Here is a 15543-nt window from a genome sequence, read left to right as displayed (position 1 = left end):
CGAATACCAACGATGTCTGCTGGAATCTTGCGAGCAAAAGAGAAAAGAGCTTGTTCTTGTATTTCAGATACCCAGATGCTTGCGTCGGGGAGTTTTATAAAAATGTGAGAGCGGTTTTCACCGCTCTCACACCATCCTCAACTGTAGCGTTAAATTATCCTGTAGAGGAGATTTTGCGCTTTTTTTATCAGCTGCCTTGCAAATTTTTGATCTGTTCTTGGGCTTCTTTCTGTCTTTGTTCGTAGCTTTCTAATGCTTTAGCCTTGGCGATGGCGTCTTCCCGTTCTTTCAGAAGGCGGGCAAGCTCGGCTTCTGCCGCCTCCGCTTTCTGTTTTGCTGCAAGAATTTCGGCATCCTCAGCCTTCATTCCGGTAACAATAAGGCGCTCCTTTTTGGCATCGGCTTCCGCCTTCGCTTGTCTGGCGCGCGCAATTTCAAGGTCGGTTTGATTACGTCGCTGCTGTGCTACTTTCCCGTCATTGTCATCGCCAACGGCATGGCCAATCAGTGCCCCTCCGGCCGCGCCAATAGCCGCGCCTGCTCCTCGTTCACCGCTTTGGTGACCCACTATGGCTCCAAGTACCGCTCCGGTTGCCGCTCCCCAGGCGACTCCTTGCTTTGCCTTTTGGCCGCTTTCACAGCCTGAAAATGAAATGAGGGAAATACTTCCGCCTAATAGAATACTAAGTAGTTTAATTTTCATTGGAATGATTTAGATTCTAGGTATGGAACCCCGAAATATCCACTGGGTTTCATCAAATAATTTTTAATTTAGGGGCTCGATTTACCGAGTGATTACAAAAACAATAATCACAATAAGAAGTCCACCTGCGAACCACCAACCCAGGCGGTTTCTTTTAGGCTTACGCTCATAATAAATACCGCTTCTCGGCCTGGGTACGGGTCGCTTCGTTTCGGCGGTCGAGTCTAAGCGGAACGTTGGCCCGGTTGACTGCCCGACCGGTTGAGCTTCCTTTAATGGTGGGTCATTTCGAACGCGTTGAAAACCACCCAAATCGATTTCTTTCTCTTCTCCAAATACCTCGGGCATTTTTGGAATCTCAGTAATCCAACCTGTGAAATTGTTCAGGAAGGATTCCGAGTGTGTACCAGTGGAAAAGTTATCAGCCCGTTCGGCAATTACATGGGTAACGCCACTCAAACGACCGGTGTAGTCTTTGATATTGATCGTTTGATGGATGAAGAGGTGCCATTCTTTATCTCCAACCATTCTGGTTTTATGACAGGGTGGAACCACCTCAACTCCTTCAGGGAAAACACTTGTTTCCTGTTCCAACTGGCGAATGAGGGAATTAGGTAAATCGGTATGACCAGCTACCAAGCAATATCCGCTGCGTCCGGGCTGAAGTCCGTGAGGAACACTTCCGAAAATCAGCTGTTTTGCCATTTGTTGTTATTTTGGTTGTTAAACACGGTCGACCAGCTGCTAAGCCACCAGAAAATGGGTATCTCGACGCCACTCGGTTTGATCTTCTTGGGGATCGGGCTTAGTTCGCCGGTTTTAATCTGTCTCGGCGAGTGACCTAATGAAGAAGAGGCGAAATAAATTACTTTTTCAGAAAGCGATTCTGCCCGGGCAACGATGGTCGGCACCCGTTCGCGCAATCCTTCCCGCAGGATTTGTGAATTATCTTCAACAATCAGTGAATTGAAATGTCTGCCGTTCCATGGATCCTTCAGTTTTCCCATGGGTTCCCAGTCGTGTATCATGTCGGACTTGTTGACTATAAATGCCAGGGGGGTATTTAGCTTTCCTAACGGGGAGAGTTGATGAAGCACACGGATCCTATTTTCTAGCTCCGACAACAACAGCTCCTGGCTTTCGGTTGGATAGCGTCTGGTCAATTGAGGATCTTTGGATGACTTCAAATGCTTGCGGAAAGAAGCATCTTTGGACGGATCGAAAAGAAAGCACCATAGGTCGGCATGAGCCAAGTGGTGAGTTACCGGGTTGGACGTGCCGTCGGAGCCAGGCTGAAAATGTTCACCCGCGTTGTCATAAAATGTCAGGCTCTGCGATTGTCTGTTCTCTCCCTCGAGTATGTAGGTGAATGGTTTGGGCAAAAGGGTGGGGCGACCGTTTAGATTCACTCTTGAATACAGATGGCCATCCAAACTGGTTTTCGCCAGGTAAGCGTCCGCTGCGTTTTGTGCGCTGAATAGTCGATGCCGCATGCTGTTCAGCGGTGCGTTGGCCGTCGGATCAGCATCCTTCCAATGAAAGTTCCATTTCTCGAAAGCTTTCTTCTGTAGTTCATCGGTTATTACCGCTAAAAAATAGCTTTTCCCGGCACCGGGGGATCCGAGCACAGATATGAAGGCTTGAGGGATATCTCCGAGGCCATGAGGGACTTTCAATCGGCACTGAGGGCAAGCCTTTTCCAGGCAAGGGGTGCCGGTTGCATCTAAAGGTGCGCCCTTATCATTAAACGAATCCGCTTCAAAGCGGAGCATGTCGTCCTCACCCAAAAGGGGATCGCCTCTGAGCGTTTCATGCATGGCAATGGTGAGAAGCTCACCATCGATGTATGGGCTCCAGCAATGAGGACATTTTGCCTGGTGTGGGTTTGTACCTGGTGTGCGGATTGAGTAAGGGCGGTGTTCTTTTAGCCGCTCTTTCAGGATTTCCTTTTGAGATTTAGCTGCTGGCAGTTCCATGTCGACGACCTGGCTGATGTAGAACCCTTTTGCAGATCCTTCCGGGTAATAAATTAATTCTTCGGGATCTTTTCGCTCAGCGATTACCCAAGGCTCCAGCTGGAGTTTATCCAACGGTCCAAAGATCTCTCCGGTAGCGGGCTCGAAGACCAACCATCGATCGAGTTGTATCCGTTTTAGCCAGGCTTTGGGTTGTTCGGTATGACAAAGTAGAAACTGTTCTCCCCTTAACTGTAGGGTGTAATCCGTTTCTTTGACCAGGATTTCGCCCATCCAGGGTTTGCCATCCAGAAGGAGCGTGTCGTCCGGGTTTGCCGGCGTCACCCCTACCGAGGACTTCGTTTTCTGGAATAATAAGAGACTGGCATGTGGCTTTTCTGTATCAAGGTTCCAGGTGTTGACTGAGCCAAAACCGATGGTGAACTTCTTTTTGCGAAATACCTGTTTGCGACCCGATCCCAGGTGGATGACTACCGTAGCGCTAGGGATAAACCATTGTTTTAATTGCTCAATCATGCTCTCTGACCCAAAGAAAAGAGACATCTAGGTAGAGCGATTGAGGTATCGATACAAGACAAACTCCGAAAGCCATTCGAAAACGGTTGAATTTCTGTGATCGGGTGCTTGGCTTCCAACCTTTTCCAAATCCTATAACTTTGTGGATATTCCAAGTAAGCAGATTTCCTTCGCAACACCGATCCCCGATCTTCCGCACGCAATTTCGGTAAGCTTTCCTACCTTGGACGATGTGATTCGTTACGAGGAGCGGAATCCAGAGGCACATGCGCAGCTAAAAATCGCCTATCCTCGATTTGTTGCTCATCATCGTGTTGTGGAATGGGAAGCGTTTCTACAAACCAAATTTGGACTCGAAGAAATGCACGTGCATTGTTTGTGCTCGACCCACGCCGCGAAGGACCTGCAACGCTATGTGGGCTTTCAGCATGTGAAGGTGATTGCCGATGAGGCTTACGCCGTTGTTGGTGTTGAAAAAGATGAGGCCGCTGAAATCAAAGCACGGAAATTTTTGCAGCACACCGGGTGTCGGATTTCTTCCCGACAAGCAGAAGATCTTCTCATTGAGGCATCCGTACTCATTTCAAGTGAGGTCTCTGTTCCAGATGAGAATGCCTTTGAGAACGTCCAGGACAGCCTGACCGAAAAGATAGGTGCTCGAACCAATGAAGATGTTTTTTTAGCCAATTCCGGCATGGGCGCTGTCTATGCCGCCTTTCGGGCCATTCAGGAAATCCAGTCCAAGAAAGATCGCACCTACTGGATTCAACTCGGCTGGATGTATGTCGATACCTACGAAATTCTGAACAAGTTCGCTGGGGACGATGAAAACAAAATTTTTATTCAGGATCCGACCAACCTCGATGCGCTGGAATCCATTTTGGAATCACGAGGATTTGAGGTTGCTGGCATCATTTCAGAGATGCCGACCAACCCGTTGGTTCAAACACCCGACGTTGAGCGTCTCTTAAAACTTGCTCGTACCTACGGTGTAGCCTTGGTGGTCGATCCAACCGTTGCTTCAATCGTCAATGTAGACGTTTTGCCTTTTACGGATGTGTTGGTTACGAGTCTTACCAAATACGTTTCCCATGAAGGCGACGTGATGATGGGAGCGGTGGCACTTCAAGCTGATTCTCCTTTCTACAATGAGCTCAAGACCTTAATCAGGAAACACATCGAGCCTCCTTACCATCGAGATGTAAAACGCGTTGCCGATCAGTTACCCAATGTGGAAAGCGTGGCCAAAACCGTGAACGCAAACACCCTAAAACTGGCTGCTTTTTTTGAAGGGCACCCTGGAGTTCGTGCTACCCATTGGGCCTACGGAGCCGACAACGCCGAGCGTTACCAAAAGATTGAGAAAGACGCTGATTGTCCGGGCAGTATGATAACCATCGATCTGGTAAAGCCTTTGGCTGAGTTCTACGATGTTTGTCGAATAAGTAAGGGCCCAAGTTTCGGTATGGAAATTACTTTGATGAGTCCTTTTATGTATATGGCTCACTACGATCTGGTATCGCAAGCGCAGGGACGCGAAGACCTGAATGCTTATGGTATTAATCCGGACTTGGTCAGGATCTCTGTCGGGACAGAACCGATCGAGCAGATCATTGCTGCTTTTGGCGAGGCGCTGTAAATTCGAGCTATGCTTCTTCGGGTTGTTCGATCGAATGAAATGATTTTGTCGGCCTTGGACATTTCCAGAGTGCGAATAAAATTACTCCGATTGAACCAACGATAAAGTAGCCGGGAAAATAGCCAAAGCCTGCCATGAAATGGGCATCCTTATCGTCAGCCAAACTCGGGTTCCCTCTCAGGTAATAGCCGAGCATCGCATAGAGCCAGCCGATCAGTCCATAGCCGAGATTGAAAGCCAGGCCCTTGAAGCTCAGGACCGTGGCCCTCATCGTTTTATCCGTTATGTGATTCAGGTAATAGGATACGGCAAACATGGTGATTGAAAACGCCATGAAGAGCATGACTGAGAAAATCAGCCCATAGTAGGGAATGAAAAATTTAGCTCCAAAAAATGCGACTAACGCGATGGTTGTGATGACAAAGAAATTGAAGGTTGGACTGTGTTTGTCGACGAGCCACTTGCTGAAACTGGCCGTGAAAATACTTATCCCTGAGATACCGGCCGCAATAAATCCCAGATACAGCGGAGAAAATTCAATCAAGCGGTAGTACTCGCTCCCCAATGTAACAAACATCCGGATCACACTGTCCGCGAATGCTCCCGCCACGATTACGATAAGCGCAAAAGGAGTCCGTCCAATCCATTTCGCTGCCAGCCAGGTTTGCTTAAATGTTTCTCCTATTTTTGGTGCGTCGTTTGATTCTCTGTGAGATTTCGGTTCGGTAAATCGGGCAGCTACATAAAGCGTCCCCAGGGAGGTCAATAAGGTCAGGTAAATGGGCCAACGTAAAATCGTGGCTTTGGTCACTTCCAATGACATCCCAAGTAAGTCGCTTGCTTTTTGCACAAACCCGACGTCGTAGATAACACCACCCGTTATCATTACGACCATGAATCCGAAGGATTGGAACCGCTGAGTTTGCGCAAGAACGTTGGACCACTGATCTTTCATTCCGGCCTGTTCGAGGGAGTCATAGACCAGCGCTTCGTCGGATCCGCTCGCCGAAGCTTCGCCAAGACCACTGAGCACCCGGTTTGCGGCGAGAACCCAAAAGAGAACGGTGGGATCACTGTTCGGGGCAAATGCCCATATCGCCATTTCACCCACCATCAGAATGGAGGTGAACAGGAGCAGTTTCTTTCGTCCGAATAGGTCCGAGAGTGCTCCGGATGGTACTTCCGCCAATATGATGGTGATTGCCCAAATGACGTTCAACAATGCGAACTGTTCTATGCTTAGCCCGAAGTCTAAAAATATAATCGCGAATATGGGGTAGTAGAATCGTGCGTTAAAGAGCGTCCGAAATGCGATGAAAAGTCTTACATTGCGCCTGGCAATTATTTGGGGTGTCGGATGGGACATTCGATCAGGACGTTTTAAAGACTTTAGGCAGAGCAATCAGGAACGAAAAACCAATAATCAAGCTGACCCAGCTCGGTAATCCGAACCCACTCGGAACAAAACCAACCAGTAACGCCACACCAGCTGCGATGAGCGCATAGGGAATTTGAGTTCGTACGTGATCCAGTGGTTCAATGTCGCAGGCGATCGACGATACAATGGTTGTGTCACTTAGTGGAGAGCAATGGTCGCCAAAAACCGCGCCACTAAAAACCGCCGCGACCGTTGCCGGAATCAATATCGAGTCCAGGCCGCCTTGACCGCCTGCCAGGTTAATTGCAACGGGCAAGGCCAGCGGCATGAGAACTCCCATCGTTCCCCAGGATGAGCCGGTTGTAAATGAGATGAGAGTTCCTACCAGAAAAACGGTGGCCGGAAAAAGTCCAACGGGTAAATTTCCTTCCAATAGGCCGGACAATACTTCCGATGCTCCGAGCTCTCTAATGGTGCTGCTGAGTATCCAAACGCTAATCAGTATCAGGCAGGGCTTAAACAGGTGAAGAACTCCTCCCATAAATACTTCTCCGGCATCTTCATTTTTGAGGGCAGACCAATTTGTCAAATAGGCTACAAGGCAAGCTAAGGCGCTAAGGCTTACTAAAAGTTTTGCAGCATCCGCCGCTCCAAAAGCTTGCGCAATCTTGGTGAAAGATATCGGAAAGATTCCTCCTTCAACGCCGTCCAGGTAAAGTCCCACAATTAATCCGAAAATCAGGAGGGCTAACGGGACGATTGCGCGCCAGGCTCCGGTTGAAAGTGTCGAATTGTTAACGGGGATCTGTTTAATGGATTCCAATCGGGCTTCCGCTTCTCGCATTGGCCCGATATTCCAGTTTCGAGCGATGACCACAGCCAGCAGACCCAGAGTGAACCAGCAGTAAAAATTGAGCGGGATAGAGCGAAAAAATAGTCCGAAGGTATTTAGGTTCTGTATTCCAACGGCTTCATATCCCTGTTGAATCATGGATAGCTGATAAGCAATCCAGGTCGAAATAACCGCCACGCACGCGACGGCTGCGCTGGTGGAATCCACAATGTAGGACAATTTTTCCCGGGATACTCCGGCCTGTTTAGCCACCGGTGTCAGGGATTTCCCCACCAGGAGGCTGTTTGCCAAGCCATCGAAAAAACAAACCAGGCCCAGTCCATAAGCGGACCACTGTACCCGTTTCTTTAGAGAACCCGATTTCTTGAGCCAACGTTGCACCAACGCCTGAATACCACCGCCTTTCTCAATCAGGGCGACAAATCCACCCAAGAGGAGGGTGAAAATAAGTACGCTCAGATTCCATCCACTTTGAAGCGATGGAATCAGGTGTTCGGTGAAAAAGGCAAGAAACGCCTTTATGGGATTTCCATTGGCCAGAAGGATTGCACCAGCGGAACCGCCCACCAATAGTCCTCCGATCACTTTTCTTAACAACAGGACCGAGACTAACGCCAGGACGCTGGGCCAAAGTGCCAGTATCGGCAGGTCGATCCAGGCAAAGATCCATGTCAGTAGCCAAAGGCCAAAAACGACATTTTTCTTGTAAGGATATGGAAACGATGGCGACATAAATTCCAATTAGTTAGTGGGTGGACGCAATTATTGCACGAATTTACTTTGGAACTATCGTTTTGCAGCACGCGACAATTTACAAATCAAGTACATAAAATAAAAATACGACATGTTAGAAACACTTACCACAGAAGAAGATCTTAAAGCATTTCCTCCTTTCAACTTGGGACGCCTACTCAAAACGGTTTTCGATCCTGAACCAGGTGAAAAGGTCTGTATACTGATCGACCTTGAAGACCCCCGTGACATTAAAGACTTCGCCTTTTTGAAAGACGAGTCCCTCACGATTCAGCGTCACGCTTATGAAAAATTCTACCTCGGCCTGAAGAACGGGGTTGCTGAAGAATTCGGATTTTCCGGAGGCGAAATGTTCGCTTACAAGCGCACGGGAGGCTCCAATCTTGATTTGCCGGAGGACTGTTATGACATCGAAGGCAACCAGCTCAGCCTGGTTGAGGACGTCTACAAGCCGTACGATTTAATTCTTTGTATTTCGACGGAGTCAGCCACTGCACCCTTGACCGCTTCTGCAAAAGTGATCGGTTTCCGCGGAGCTACCATGCATGGCATGAACGACATCATTCTGCGCTCCGGTCTTGCGGTAGATTATAATGAAGTTTCGGCTCAGGCGGAGAAACTTCGGTTGGGCATGACAAAATCCGACTTCGCTGAAATTGATTTCACCGTGGGTGATGAGACCTACACATTGAAGCTCATTTTGAACGGACAAGAAGCGCAAAAGAGTCACGGACTTTGCCTTGGGAAAAAACCGGACATAGCTAATCTTCCAGCTGGCGAAGTTTACTTTGTTCCTGACGGTGCTGAGGGACAATTTCCCATGCTTTATGATGACGGCACTATCGGAATCATGAATGTGTCGGAAGGCCGTATCCAGGCGGCTGAGCTCTTGGAAGGTAACCAAACTACCATCGATACCCACAACGCGAAAATGACCCGCGATCCCGTTACTGGAGAAATCGGCGAGCTTGGCTTTGGCACCCAGGTGCTCCCTGTTTCAGGCCGCGATATTCAAGATGAGAAAGTTTTAGGAACCGTCCATGTTGCTACTGGCCGCAGCGACCATCTGGGTGGTCATCTTACTCCCGATCTGTTTGCCGAACGCCAAAACGCGACGCACGACGATATTCTGTTTGCTCCGCATAAGACCCCAATGATCAATGTGCCTGAAGTAAGGATTCACAAAAATGGTGAAACCATCGTCGTGATACAAAATTTTAAAGCCGCGGAATACCTGCAAGACTGTTTAAGCAGTTAATTGTGAGAAAGTGCACCTGTGTTCGAAAACAGGGTGGCCGCTCTGCCCATCGACGGAGAAATGTAGGGGATAGTACCGATTCCTAGGAGTTAACCGGGATCTCCAGGGAAGATGGATTGCTTGTCAGTGCTTCGTCCTTCTCCGTCTTATCCTCCTGCTTTTGACTCATCGGTTCCGGGTACCCCGCTTTCTCGGCTATATGACGACTGATGCGATTAATCAGTCTTTCAGAAACCACTTCATCGTACTCTTCAACTCCTTTAAGGAAGGTACGGACCTGTTTGGGATTGAGGACACTCACTTTACCTGTTTGCTCGGTTTCGACATTCCAGCCGGGTAATAGCAGAAGTGGCTTTACTTCAACGGTTCCGCCCAAAGCGTTGCTGAGGAATTGTTTTAAAATAACCGACCGATCAAAAGCGTCCTGAATGCTAATAGTGTTAACCCGTTTTTTGGACCAATGCAGTTTCTCTCCATCGAAGCGAACGACCGGATCCTTGAGCGACTTCCGCTTTTTTCGCAGTTTGGTTTCTACCGCGAATACGCCCGCTGGGCCAACCAAGGCGTGGTCGATATTTATATCCTCAAACTGCAAATCGTGAAAAACGCGATACCCGTCCAGCATGAGAACGCTGAGTTGATTCCCGGTGATGCACTCACCATGATACCCATCAGAGCAGCGACTTCGTTTTAACATCAGGAGCGTTGTCTTGATCAGGTACCAAAGCGTAAACGATACAGTCGTCACGCTAACGATTCCTAAAAGGTAGCTCAGAATGGTGCCGCTTAAAGTGCTTGTCAGAAAAGTGAAGCCGATGATTTGAACGGCTACTCCGATACCGATAAACACGAGACAATTGTTGATTTTCGCGTCAATTGTCTCGATTTCTGTTCGTCGGCTATCGCCGGCTGACCGAAGCAGTTTTTCGTCATGGATTTTTGATCTTCGGTGGTCGTCGCCCCACTTTTTGGCGAAGAGTAGGAGTGCGAAAATGGCAAATATAAGTAGCGGGAGAAATGCAAAGTAGTACTGAAACATAGCCGGGTGGTGTTGATTTCAAAATGGTTATCCAACTGTTGGATTAATAACTACTAAAGCCGCGGCCTGCGAGGGAGACAACGCGTGGAGGAATTTCGGATTATTTTAATCCTTATTAGCGAAATCTTCAATCACCCACCTGCGCCCCAAAAGTTAGCGAAATCAGTTTTGCATTCTGAATCGAATGATGATACCTCTAATTTCTTTTCAAATGATCCTCGTAAACACCTTTGTTTATAAGGATATTTAACCCTGGTCTCGTAATCTTTATGAAAACTTTCTCAAAAACTTTTTGCTCCCTAACCTTCGTTCTGGCCGTTTCTGCCCCTTTTACGATTTTAGCAAATCACCATAAGGGAGGGCTTTCTTTCCCAGATAACGTAAAGCCTCACAACGCGGTGGTGGCTTCGGTGAATTACAAAGGGAAGGAAGCGCTCAAGGCCGAGATTTCCGAGGAGGCGAAAGCGAAGCTGGCCGAGGCCGCAAAGCAAAGAGCCGCTGGCGGGAATCAGGGTGGACCCGCCGCGGGTGAAGCTGGTCGAGTGGACCACCTCATCGTTGTTGCTGAAGATTTTCAAAACGGAACGATCGAGCTGCAAGTTGCCGGTGAACCTGCACCCGGGGCTTCTGGAGGAGCACGTGGATTTGTGGGGGTCGCATTTCGGGTTCAGCCCGACATGAAGCACTACGATTGTTTTTACCTGCGACCTACGAATGGCCGAGCCGACGATCAGGAACGTCGCAATCATTCGGCCCAATATATTTCACATCCAGAGTATCCCTGGTTTCGTCTGCGCGAGGAAACGCCTGGTAAATACGAAGCGTATGTCGACCTTCAGCCAGCCACGTGGACCAAAGTGAAAATTGTCATCGATGGAGAAACCGCAAAACTGTTTGTGCATGGTAACGACCAGCCGACTCTCATTGTAAACGACCTTAAATCTGGTGCAAATGGTAAGGGCTCGGTCGCGCTTTGGTTCGAAGGCTCCACCGTCGCTCATTACAGCGACTTGAAAATTACGAAGTAATTAGCTGTTCGACCATCGCAGCCATCTTAAGGTCATTTTCTGTGACACCGTTCGCAGAATGGGACCACCAATTCAGTGTTACCTTTCCCCATTCGGTTAATATGGCTGGATGGTGATCCTCTTTTTCGGCTAAGGCACCTACCTGATTGGTAAATGCAAGTGCCTCCACAAAGTTCTTAAAGCTATAGGCCTTCTCAAGCTGTGGCACTTGGTTATTCTCTACCAACTTCCATCCTGGCAAATTCTCCAGAGCCGTTTTTATTTCTTCCGAAGTCATCTTTTGTTTCCAATCTGTCGTTCCTTCGTCTTATTTGAAAGCAATAATTTGGGCCACAATTCACCACATGAAAAATCTCTCTCTAACCCTTCTATTCATTCTTTTGTTTCAAACGGTTCAGGCAGTGGACGAGATCCAATTCAGGTCTATTAATTTTCAGGACAATGTGGTCGAACTGTTTAATTTTGGAAATGCGCCGATTAGCTTGGATGGTTGGCGTTTTTGCACCCACGATGAGAATCAAATCCGCCAGTATTCGAGTCCAGGTGGATTGAATGGTGTTACCATCGCAGCAGGTGCCTCATTGTTTATTTATTGGGATAATAATGCTCCGATGGTGGATGCTAATAATATCAACCTCATTTCCATCGGTGGCGGTGGTGGCTTTGCCGGGCCCTTCGACCGCGGACCCTTCGGGATGCAGCTTTATTTCGAGAGTTTTTTTGGTAATGGCGCTTCCATTGCGGATCACGCTCAGTGGAGTCAAGGGGGTGTGGACAACGAGAGTGCTGATGAACGTTCCGACGAGGCCGAGGTAGGGGGAGTGTGGACTGATCAACGTCTGTGGATTCCAACTACGGCTTTTACCAGACGTATTGAGCTGATTGATCCAACGGGTGCACGTTTGCATGGGCCGGCCGATTATCGCGTACTCGAACCCATTCCACTTCCGCCCGAGTTTGAGCTTACCAGTTTTGTCTACAATCCAGACGGGAGCATAAATCTGACCTGGGAGAACTTGTCGGAGTTTGGTGTCGATAATGATACCGTTCAATCCAGCACCGATCTTAAACAATGGGACGAGCTCGATATGAGCGGCACCAATATGCTCACCTTTGCTAATGCTCCCGCCGCTCCCATTTTCTTTCGTGTGGTGGTAGAATAGGAACCCTTCCGTCCATTAGAGCATTATGAGTAGTCGCTACTATTCTGATTTAGATAGGGTTCGATTCAGCTTCGTTTGAAAACTTCGCTGGACTCATCGCCGACTTGTCCGGCGAAGCTCGGATGAGCGTAGCAGGAGCGAGCTGTCGCGGAAACGGCGGTTTAGGCCTGTACAAACCGCCCTACCATTTTCGCCAACCGAATAAGTTTAGTTTGCTCTAAGGTTGTCCAAACCCAGGCTTCAATTTTCGGCGAAGGACATCTTTGGCGTAAGCCGTATACATCCACTGATTGTCTGGACTAATCCGCACGTAGTTACAGCGGGGCCTTCCTTCGGGCGATGGAATAATAATGAGTGGAGCTGCACCTGAACCGGCATAGACCGGGGAGGCGATTTGAGTTCCCAGGTTGGTTCCGCTGAGTAATCTCCCATCCGGCAGAACCACCATGCCGTCGAGTCTCCCCAGCTTGTCGGATGGCATCCCGAGCCGGTAGGCGGGAAAGCTTGTTCCAGTCAGTCGGGAATCTTCACCGATTGGAAAACCGTGAATCGTGTCTGAATCAAATTCCGCAACCAGTAACGTTTTTTGATCCAGTGAAAGAGCGATACCATTGGGTTTCCAGGGCAGGGTCGCTGCCTGGTTTCGCTCGAACGATCCGGCGGCAAGTCGCCAGACCAACTTTGAATTGGGGTCGGTATAAAAGATGGTTCCGTTTTTGAGAATCGCGATGTCGTTGGAAGGCGTCCCTGAATTCACCGCCGTTTTTTTGCCGGTTTTAAGGTCCCAGGCGTTGATGGCATTGTTGCCACTCGCACAACCATAAAGCCTTCCATCGGGACCTACCGCTATCCCGTTTGCGCGTCCCGTCTCTCCATCTATTAAGGTTTTCTCACCTGTGTTTTTATCGACCCGGAACAACTGGTTTCGCGGAACGTCGGTGAAAAGGAAATGACCATTTGAATCCCAGGCCATACCTTCCGCAAACTGATGATCGTCGGATACTATTTCCCATTCTGAACCTTCGGCAAAAACGAGGTCCTGAGCGGACAAGAAGCACGGGAGAGTGAGGAGTAGAGAAATAAGAAATATACGAATCATGAAGTGGGGTGTAGCTAGAAATTCGTTAGCATGCAAACGATAATCATTCGTTCTTTATTGAAGAAATATTGAGGCCCCTTCCGTAGACTCGGCGACTTTGAAATAAAGTAGCCCAGGCCTCCTGCCTGGATATTTACAGTGACCCCAATAGTCCAAATAATGAAAAACAATTTATTTGACTGTGGATACTCTTCAAAAACGAACTGGCAGGACGCTTGACCCTTATACAGATTTAGTGGACCAACGAAGTAAGTTGAACTACCGAGGCGTGATCTTATGAACCGCTGATTGCTCTGACTTACCAGGAGCGAAAAAGAAACTACGAAACACGCAAAATAACGCGAAAGAAAGATTACGGCTCCTTCAGCAAGCATTGATTTGCTCTTATGTTTTAGCGTTTTTTAGCGCCTTTCGTAGTTATTGATATTGATTCTGGTATTAAAATAAATTCGAAGAACAAAAGTTTAACTACGAAAAGCACTGAATTACGCGAAACACTGAAAACAGGCTCCCTTTGAAAAGTAATAACTAACCACGAATGGACGAATAGTTTGGTTGTTTCTCATCAGTGAAAATCATCCCAGCCTTGCCGTAGACTGGTGGTTAAAATCTGTATCTTTTTTCCGTCGTTTAGAAAAATGCTTTGAACCATTCGACATTGCTCAGGCTAAGACAGGAGGCAACCGAGGAAACAGAGTTGTATGGCAATTTTCCCCTCCGTTCCCTCCGTTAGCTTGTAGGTCCAAATATTTTAAAAATGCACGAACCAACCGTTCAACATATCGGACCGCTCAGCGATCGTTCCCTACCTTCTAATTCGTCCATTCGTGGTTAGGAATCTACTACAACATCTGAGCAATCAGTGGCCGTGCTCAACATTGGTTGCGGCTTTGCTGCTCTAAGTGATCAGTGGTTGGTATTATTTCATCCCGAAGATTAGGATACATCATAACTCTTGCCCCGTTGAGGTGGCGTTGGCTTGATTATTTTCATGCCTTACACCGCTGATCCCGCTCTTGAACGTTTTGTTCGCCATCTACCTAAAACAGAAACGCACCTACACATGGAGGGTGCCTGTCCCTTCGAGTTATTACAGAAATTGGACCCGGTGAAGTACGCGAATCCACCTGCCTTTTGGGATGATGATTTTCGTTATGACAGTTTCGACCAGTTTATGCACCTGTATGAAGATTACTGTTCCACCTTCTTCACCTCGGCCCAACGATATGGCGAAGCCGCCAAAATCGTTCTTGGCAATTGTGCCGCTCAGGGTTGCCGCTACGTTGAAACCAGTTTCCATCTGCCGGTATTGTTATTCATGGAAGACAAAGGACCCACGTTGTTGGATGCTATTCGCAGCGCCGCGCCGCCTGATCTGGAGTTAAGGATTTTTGCCGGTATGTGTCACGACGATTACAAGGAAGCGGGCAGGGAACTCATTGAAGAATGTCTTACCTGGGAGGGCCTGGACGGTATCGATCTGCATGGCCCCGAATACATACCAGTAGAACCCTGGACGGCCGATGTCTGGGAGCGTGCCCGGCAAGCTGGAAAATTTACCAAAGCCCATGCCGGAGAATTTATGGGTGCAGGTTTTGTAGATCTTATCCTGGATGATCTTAAAGCTCAACGAATCGAGCACGGCGTTCGCTCGATTGAAAACCCTGCTACCGTCCAGCGTCTCGTTGAGAAAAATATTACCCTGGATGTTTGCCCCATAAGTAACGTCAAACTGGCAGTCGATGGTGTCACCTCCATGACCGCACATCCCATTCGCCAACTCTTTGATGCCGGTGTTTCGGTGACCATCAATTCCGACGACCCCTTCTTTTTTGGCAATCGCCTGAGTGAAGAGTATTTCGCGCTTCACCAGGACCTAGGCTTCTCGCTTGAGGAGCTCGCGCAAATCGCTTGTAACGGATTCTCAGCCGCACTGCTCGATGAACCCAAACGACAGGCGTTCCAAGAAGAGCTGAAAGCTTACTGTGAGGAGAATCTAGAGGTCGATAGAAAGTTATGAAATACGGAATTGGCTTCTAATGATGTCTTCAAGGGAAAGAGTATTTTGTTGTGAGCCTGCCCCGAAAAATGGGAGACATGTTGTGCTAAACAATGCATAAAATGAGAACAATGAGTCA

13 protein-coding genes are annotated in these 15543 nt (G+C 48.3%); 5 read left to right on the top strand and 8 right to left on the bottom strand.

What is annotated here, in order from left to right; genetic code table 11:
* Positions 1-187: 187 nt before the first annotated feature.
* The 3 genes from O3C43_05455 to O3C43_05445 all read right to left on the bottom strand — a co-directional run bounded on the left by O3C43_05455 (position 188) and on the right by O3C43_05445 (position 3222).
* Positions 188-703, bottom strand: coding sequence for a glycine zipper domain-containing protein (locus O3C43_05455; GenBank protein ID MDA1065930.1), 516 nt, complete (start codon positions 701-703; stop codon positions 188-190).
* An 81-nt stretch (positions 704-784) separates the two neighbouring features.
* Entirely contained in the window at positions 785-1408 is a 624-nt protein-coding gene (locus O3C43_05450) for a hypothetical protein (protein ID MDA1065929.1), read from the bottom strand.
* The gene (locus O3C43_05445) at positions 1393-3222 is read right to left on the bottom strand and encodes a hypothetical protein (GenBank protein MDA1065928.1); all 1830 of its coding nucleotides are present in this window, start codon (positions 3220-3222) and stop codon (positions 1393-1395) included. The genes O3C43_05450 and O3C43_05445 overlap by 16 nt, the downstream gene beginning before the upstream one ends.
* A gap of 115 nt (positions 3223-3337) precedes the next feature.
* Between O3C43_05445 and O3C43_05440 the strand changes: the two genes are divergently transcribed.
* A complete protein-coding gene (locus O3C43_05440; protein ID MDA1065927.1) occupies positions 3338-4834 on the top strand; it encodes a PLP-dependent transferase in 1497 nt (498 codons plus the stop codon).
* A gap of 7 nt (positions 4835-4841) precedes the next feature.
* On the opposite strand, the gene O3C43_05435 is transcribed toward O3C43_05440, so the two are convergent.
* Positions 4842-6200, bottom strand: a complete 1359-nt coding sequence (locus tag O3C43_05435; GenBank protein ID MDA1065926.1) for an MFS transporter — start codon at positions 6198-6200, stop codon at positions 4842-4844.
* Between the two features lie 4 nt (positions 6201-6204).
* Positions 6205-7797 (bottom strand): hypothetical protein, encoded by a 1593-nt coding sequence (locus O3C43_05430; protein MDA1065925.1) that lies wholly within the window; start codon positions 7795-7797, stop codon positions 6205-6207.
* A gap of 112 nt (positions 7798-7909) precedes the next feature.
* Between O3C43_05430 and O3C43_05425 the strand changes: the two genes are divergently transcribed.
* On the top strand, positions 7910-9076 hold the full coding sequence (locus tag O3C43_05425) for a hypothetical protein (GenBank protein MDA1065924.1): 1167 nt from the start codon (positions 7910-7912) through the stop codon (positions 9074-9076).
* An 82-nt stretch (positions 9077-9158) separates the two neighbouring features.
* Here O3C43_05425 and O3C43_05420 read toward each other — a convergent pair whose 3' ends face one another.
* Positions 9159-10115: a nuclease-related domain-containing protein gene (locus O3C43_05420; protein MDA1065923.1), complete on the bottom strand. Its 957-nt coding sequence runs from the start codon at positions 10113-10115 to the stop codon at positions 9159-9161.
* A gap of 269 nt (positions 10116-10384) precedes the next feature.
* On the opposite strand from O3C43_05420, the gene O3C43_05415 reads away from it, so the two are divergent.
* On the top strand, positions 10385-11143 hold the full coding sequence (locus O3C43_05415) for a hypothetical protein (protein ID MDA1065922.1): 759 nt from the start codon (positions 10385-10387) through the stop codon (positions 11141-11143).
* Here the strand turns inward: O3C43_05415 and O3C43_05410 are convergent.
* Positions 11133-11420 carry a 4a-hydroxytetrahydrobiopterin dehydratase gene (locus O3C43_05410; GenBank protein MDA1065921.1) on the bottom strand — a complete coding sequence of 96 codons (288 nt, stop codon included), beginning with the start codon at positions 11418-11420 and terminating at the stop codon, positions 11133-11135. The two genes, O3C43_05415 and O3C43_05410, sit on opposite strands and share 11 nt — an antisense overlap.
* A gap of 67 nt (positions 11421-11487) precedes the next feature.
* Here O3C43_05410 and O3C43_05405 point away from each other — a divergent pair, with 67 nt between their 5' ends.
* Positions 11488-12306 (top strand): hypothetical protein, encoded by an 819-nt coding sequence (locus tag O3C43_05405; GenBank protein MDA1065920.1) that lies wholly within the window; start codon positions 11488-11490, stop codon positions 12304-12306.
* A 217-nt stretch (positions 12307-12523) separates the two neighbouring features.
* On the opposite strand, the gene O3C43_05400 is transcribed toward O3C43_05405, so the two are convergent.
* A complete protein-coding gene (locus O3C43_05400) occupies positions 12524-13405 on the bottom strand; it encodes an SMP-30/gluconolactonase/LRE family protein (GenBank protein ID MDA1065919.1) in 882 nt (293 codons plus the stop codon).
* 991 nt (positions 13406-14396) lie between these two features.
* On the opposite strand from O3C43_05400, the gene O3C43_05395 reads away from it, so the two are divergent.
* Entirely contained in the window at positions 14397-15425 is a 1029-nt protein-coding gene (locus O3C43_05395) for an adenosine deaminase (GenBank protein MDA1065918.1), read from the top strand.
* Positions 15426-15543: the final 118 nt, after the last annotated feature.

Source organism: Verrucomicrobiota bacterium (assembly GCA_027622555.1).
Classification (GTDB): Bacteria; Verrucomicrobiota; Verrucomicrobiia; order Opitutales; family UBA2995; genus UBA2995.
The sequence above is the reverse complement of the archived record's forward strand: the minus strand, read 5'-3'. Positions and strand labels throughout refer to the sequence as shown.

Coding starts and splice junctions, on each gene's coding strand:
- O3C43_05430 (MDA1065925.1), bottom strand. CDS start 7,797: ATGTCGCCATCGTTTCCATATCCTTACAAGAAAAATGTCGTTTTTGGC.
- O3C43_05445 (MDA1065928.1), bottom strand. CDS start 3,222: ATGTCTCTTTTCTTTGGGTCAGAGAGCATGATTGAGCAATTAAAACAA.
- O3C43_05410 (MDA1065921.1), bottom strand. CDS start 11,420: ATGACTTCGGAAGAAATAAAAACGGCTCTGGAGAATTTGCCAGGATGG.
- O3C43_05405 (MDA1065920.1), top strand. CDS start 11,488: ATGAAAAATCTCTCTCTAACCCTTCTATTCATTCTTTTGTTTCAAACG.
- O3C43_05435 (MDA1065926.1), bottom strand. CDS start 6,200: ATGTCCCATCCGACACCCCAAATAATTGCCAGGCGCAATGTAAGACTT.
- O3C43_05450 (MDA1065929.1), bottom strand. CDS start 1,408: ATGGCAAAACAGCTGATTTTCGGAAGTGTTCCTCACGGACTTCAGCCC.
- O3C43_05395 (MDA1065918.1), top strand. CDS start 14,397: ATGCCTTACACCGCTGATCCCGCTCTTGAACGTTTTGTTCGCCATCTA.
- O3C43_05415 (MDA1065922.1), top strand. CDS start 10,385: ATGAAAACTTTCTCAAAAACTTTTTGCTCCCTAACCTTCGTTCTGGCC.
- O3C43_05455 (MDA1065930.1), bottom strand. CDS start 703: ATGAAAATTAAACTACTTAGTATTCTATTAGGCGGAAGTATTTCCCTC.
- O3C43_05420 (MDA1065923.1), bottom strand. CDS start 10,115: ATGTTTCAGTACTACTTTGCATTTCTCCCGCTACTTATATTTGCCATT.
- O3C43_05425 (MDA1065924.1), top strand. CDS start 7,910: ATGTTAGAAACACTTACCACAGAAGAAGATCTTAAAGCATTTCCTCCT.
- O3C43_05400 (MDA1065919.1), bottom strand. CDS start 13,405: ATGATTCGTATATTTCTTATTTCTCTACTCCTCACTCTCCCGTGCTTC.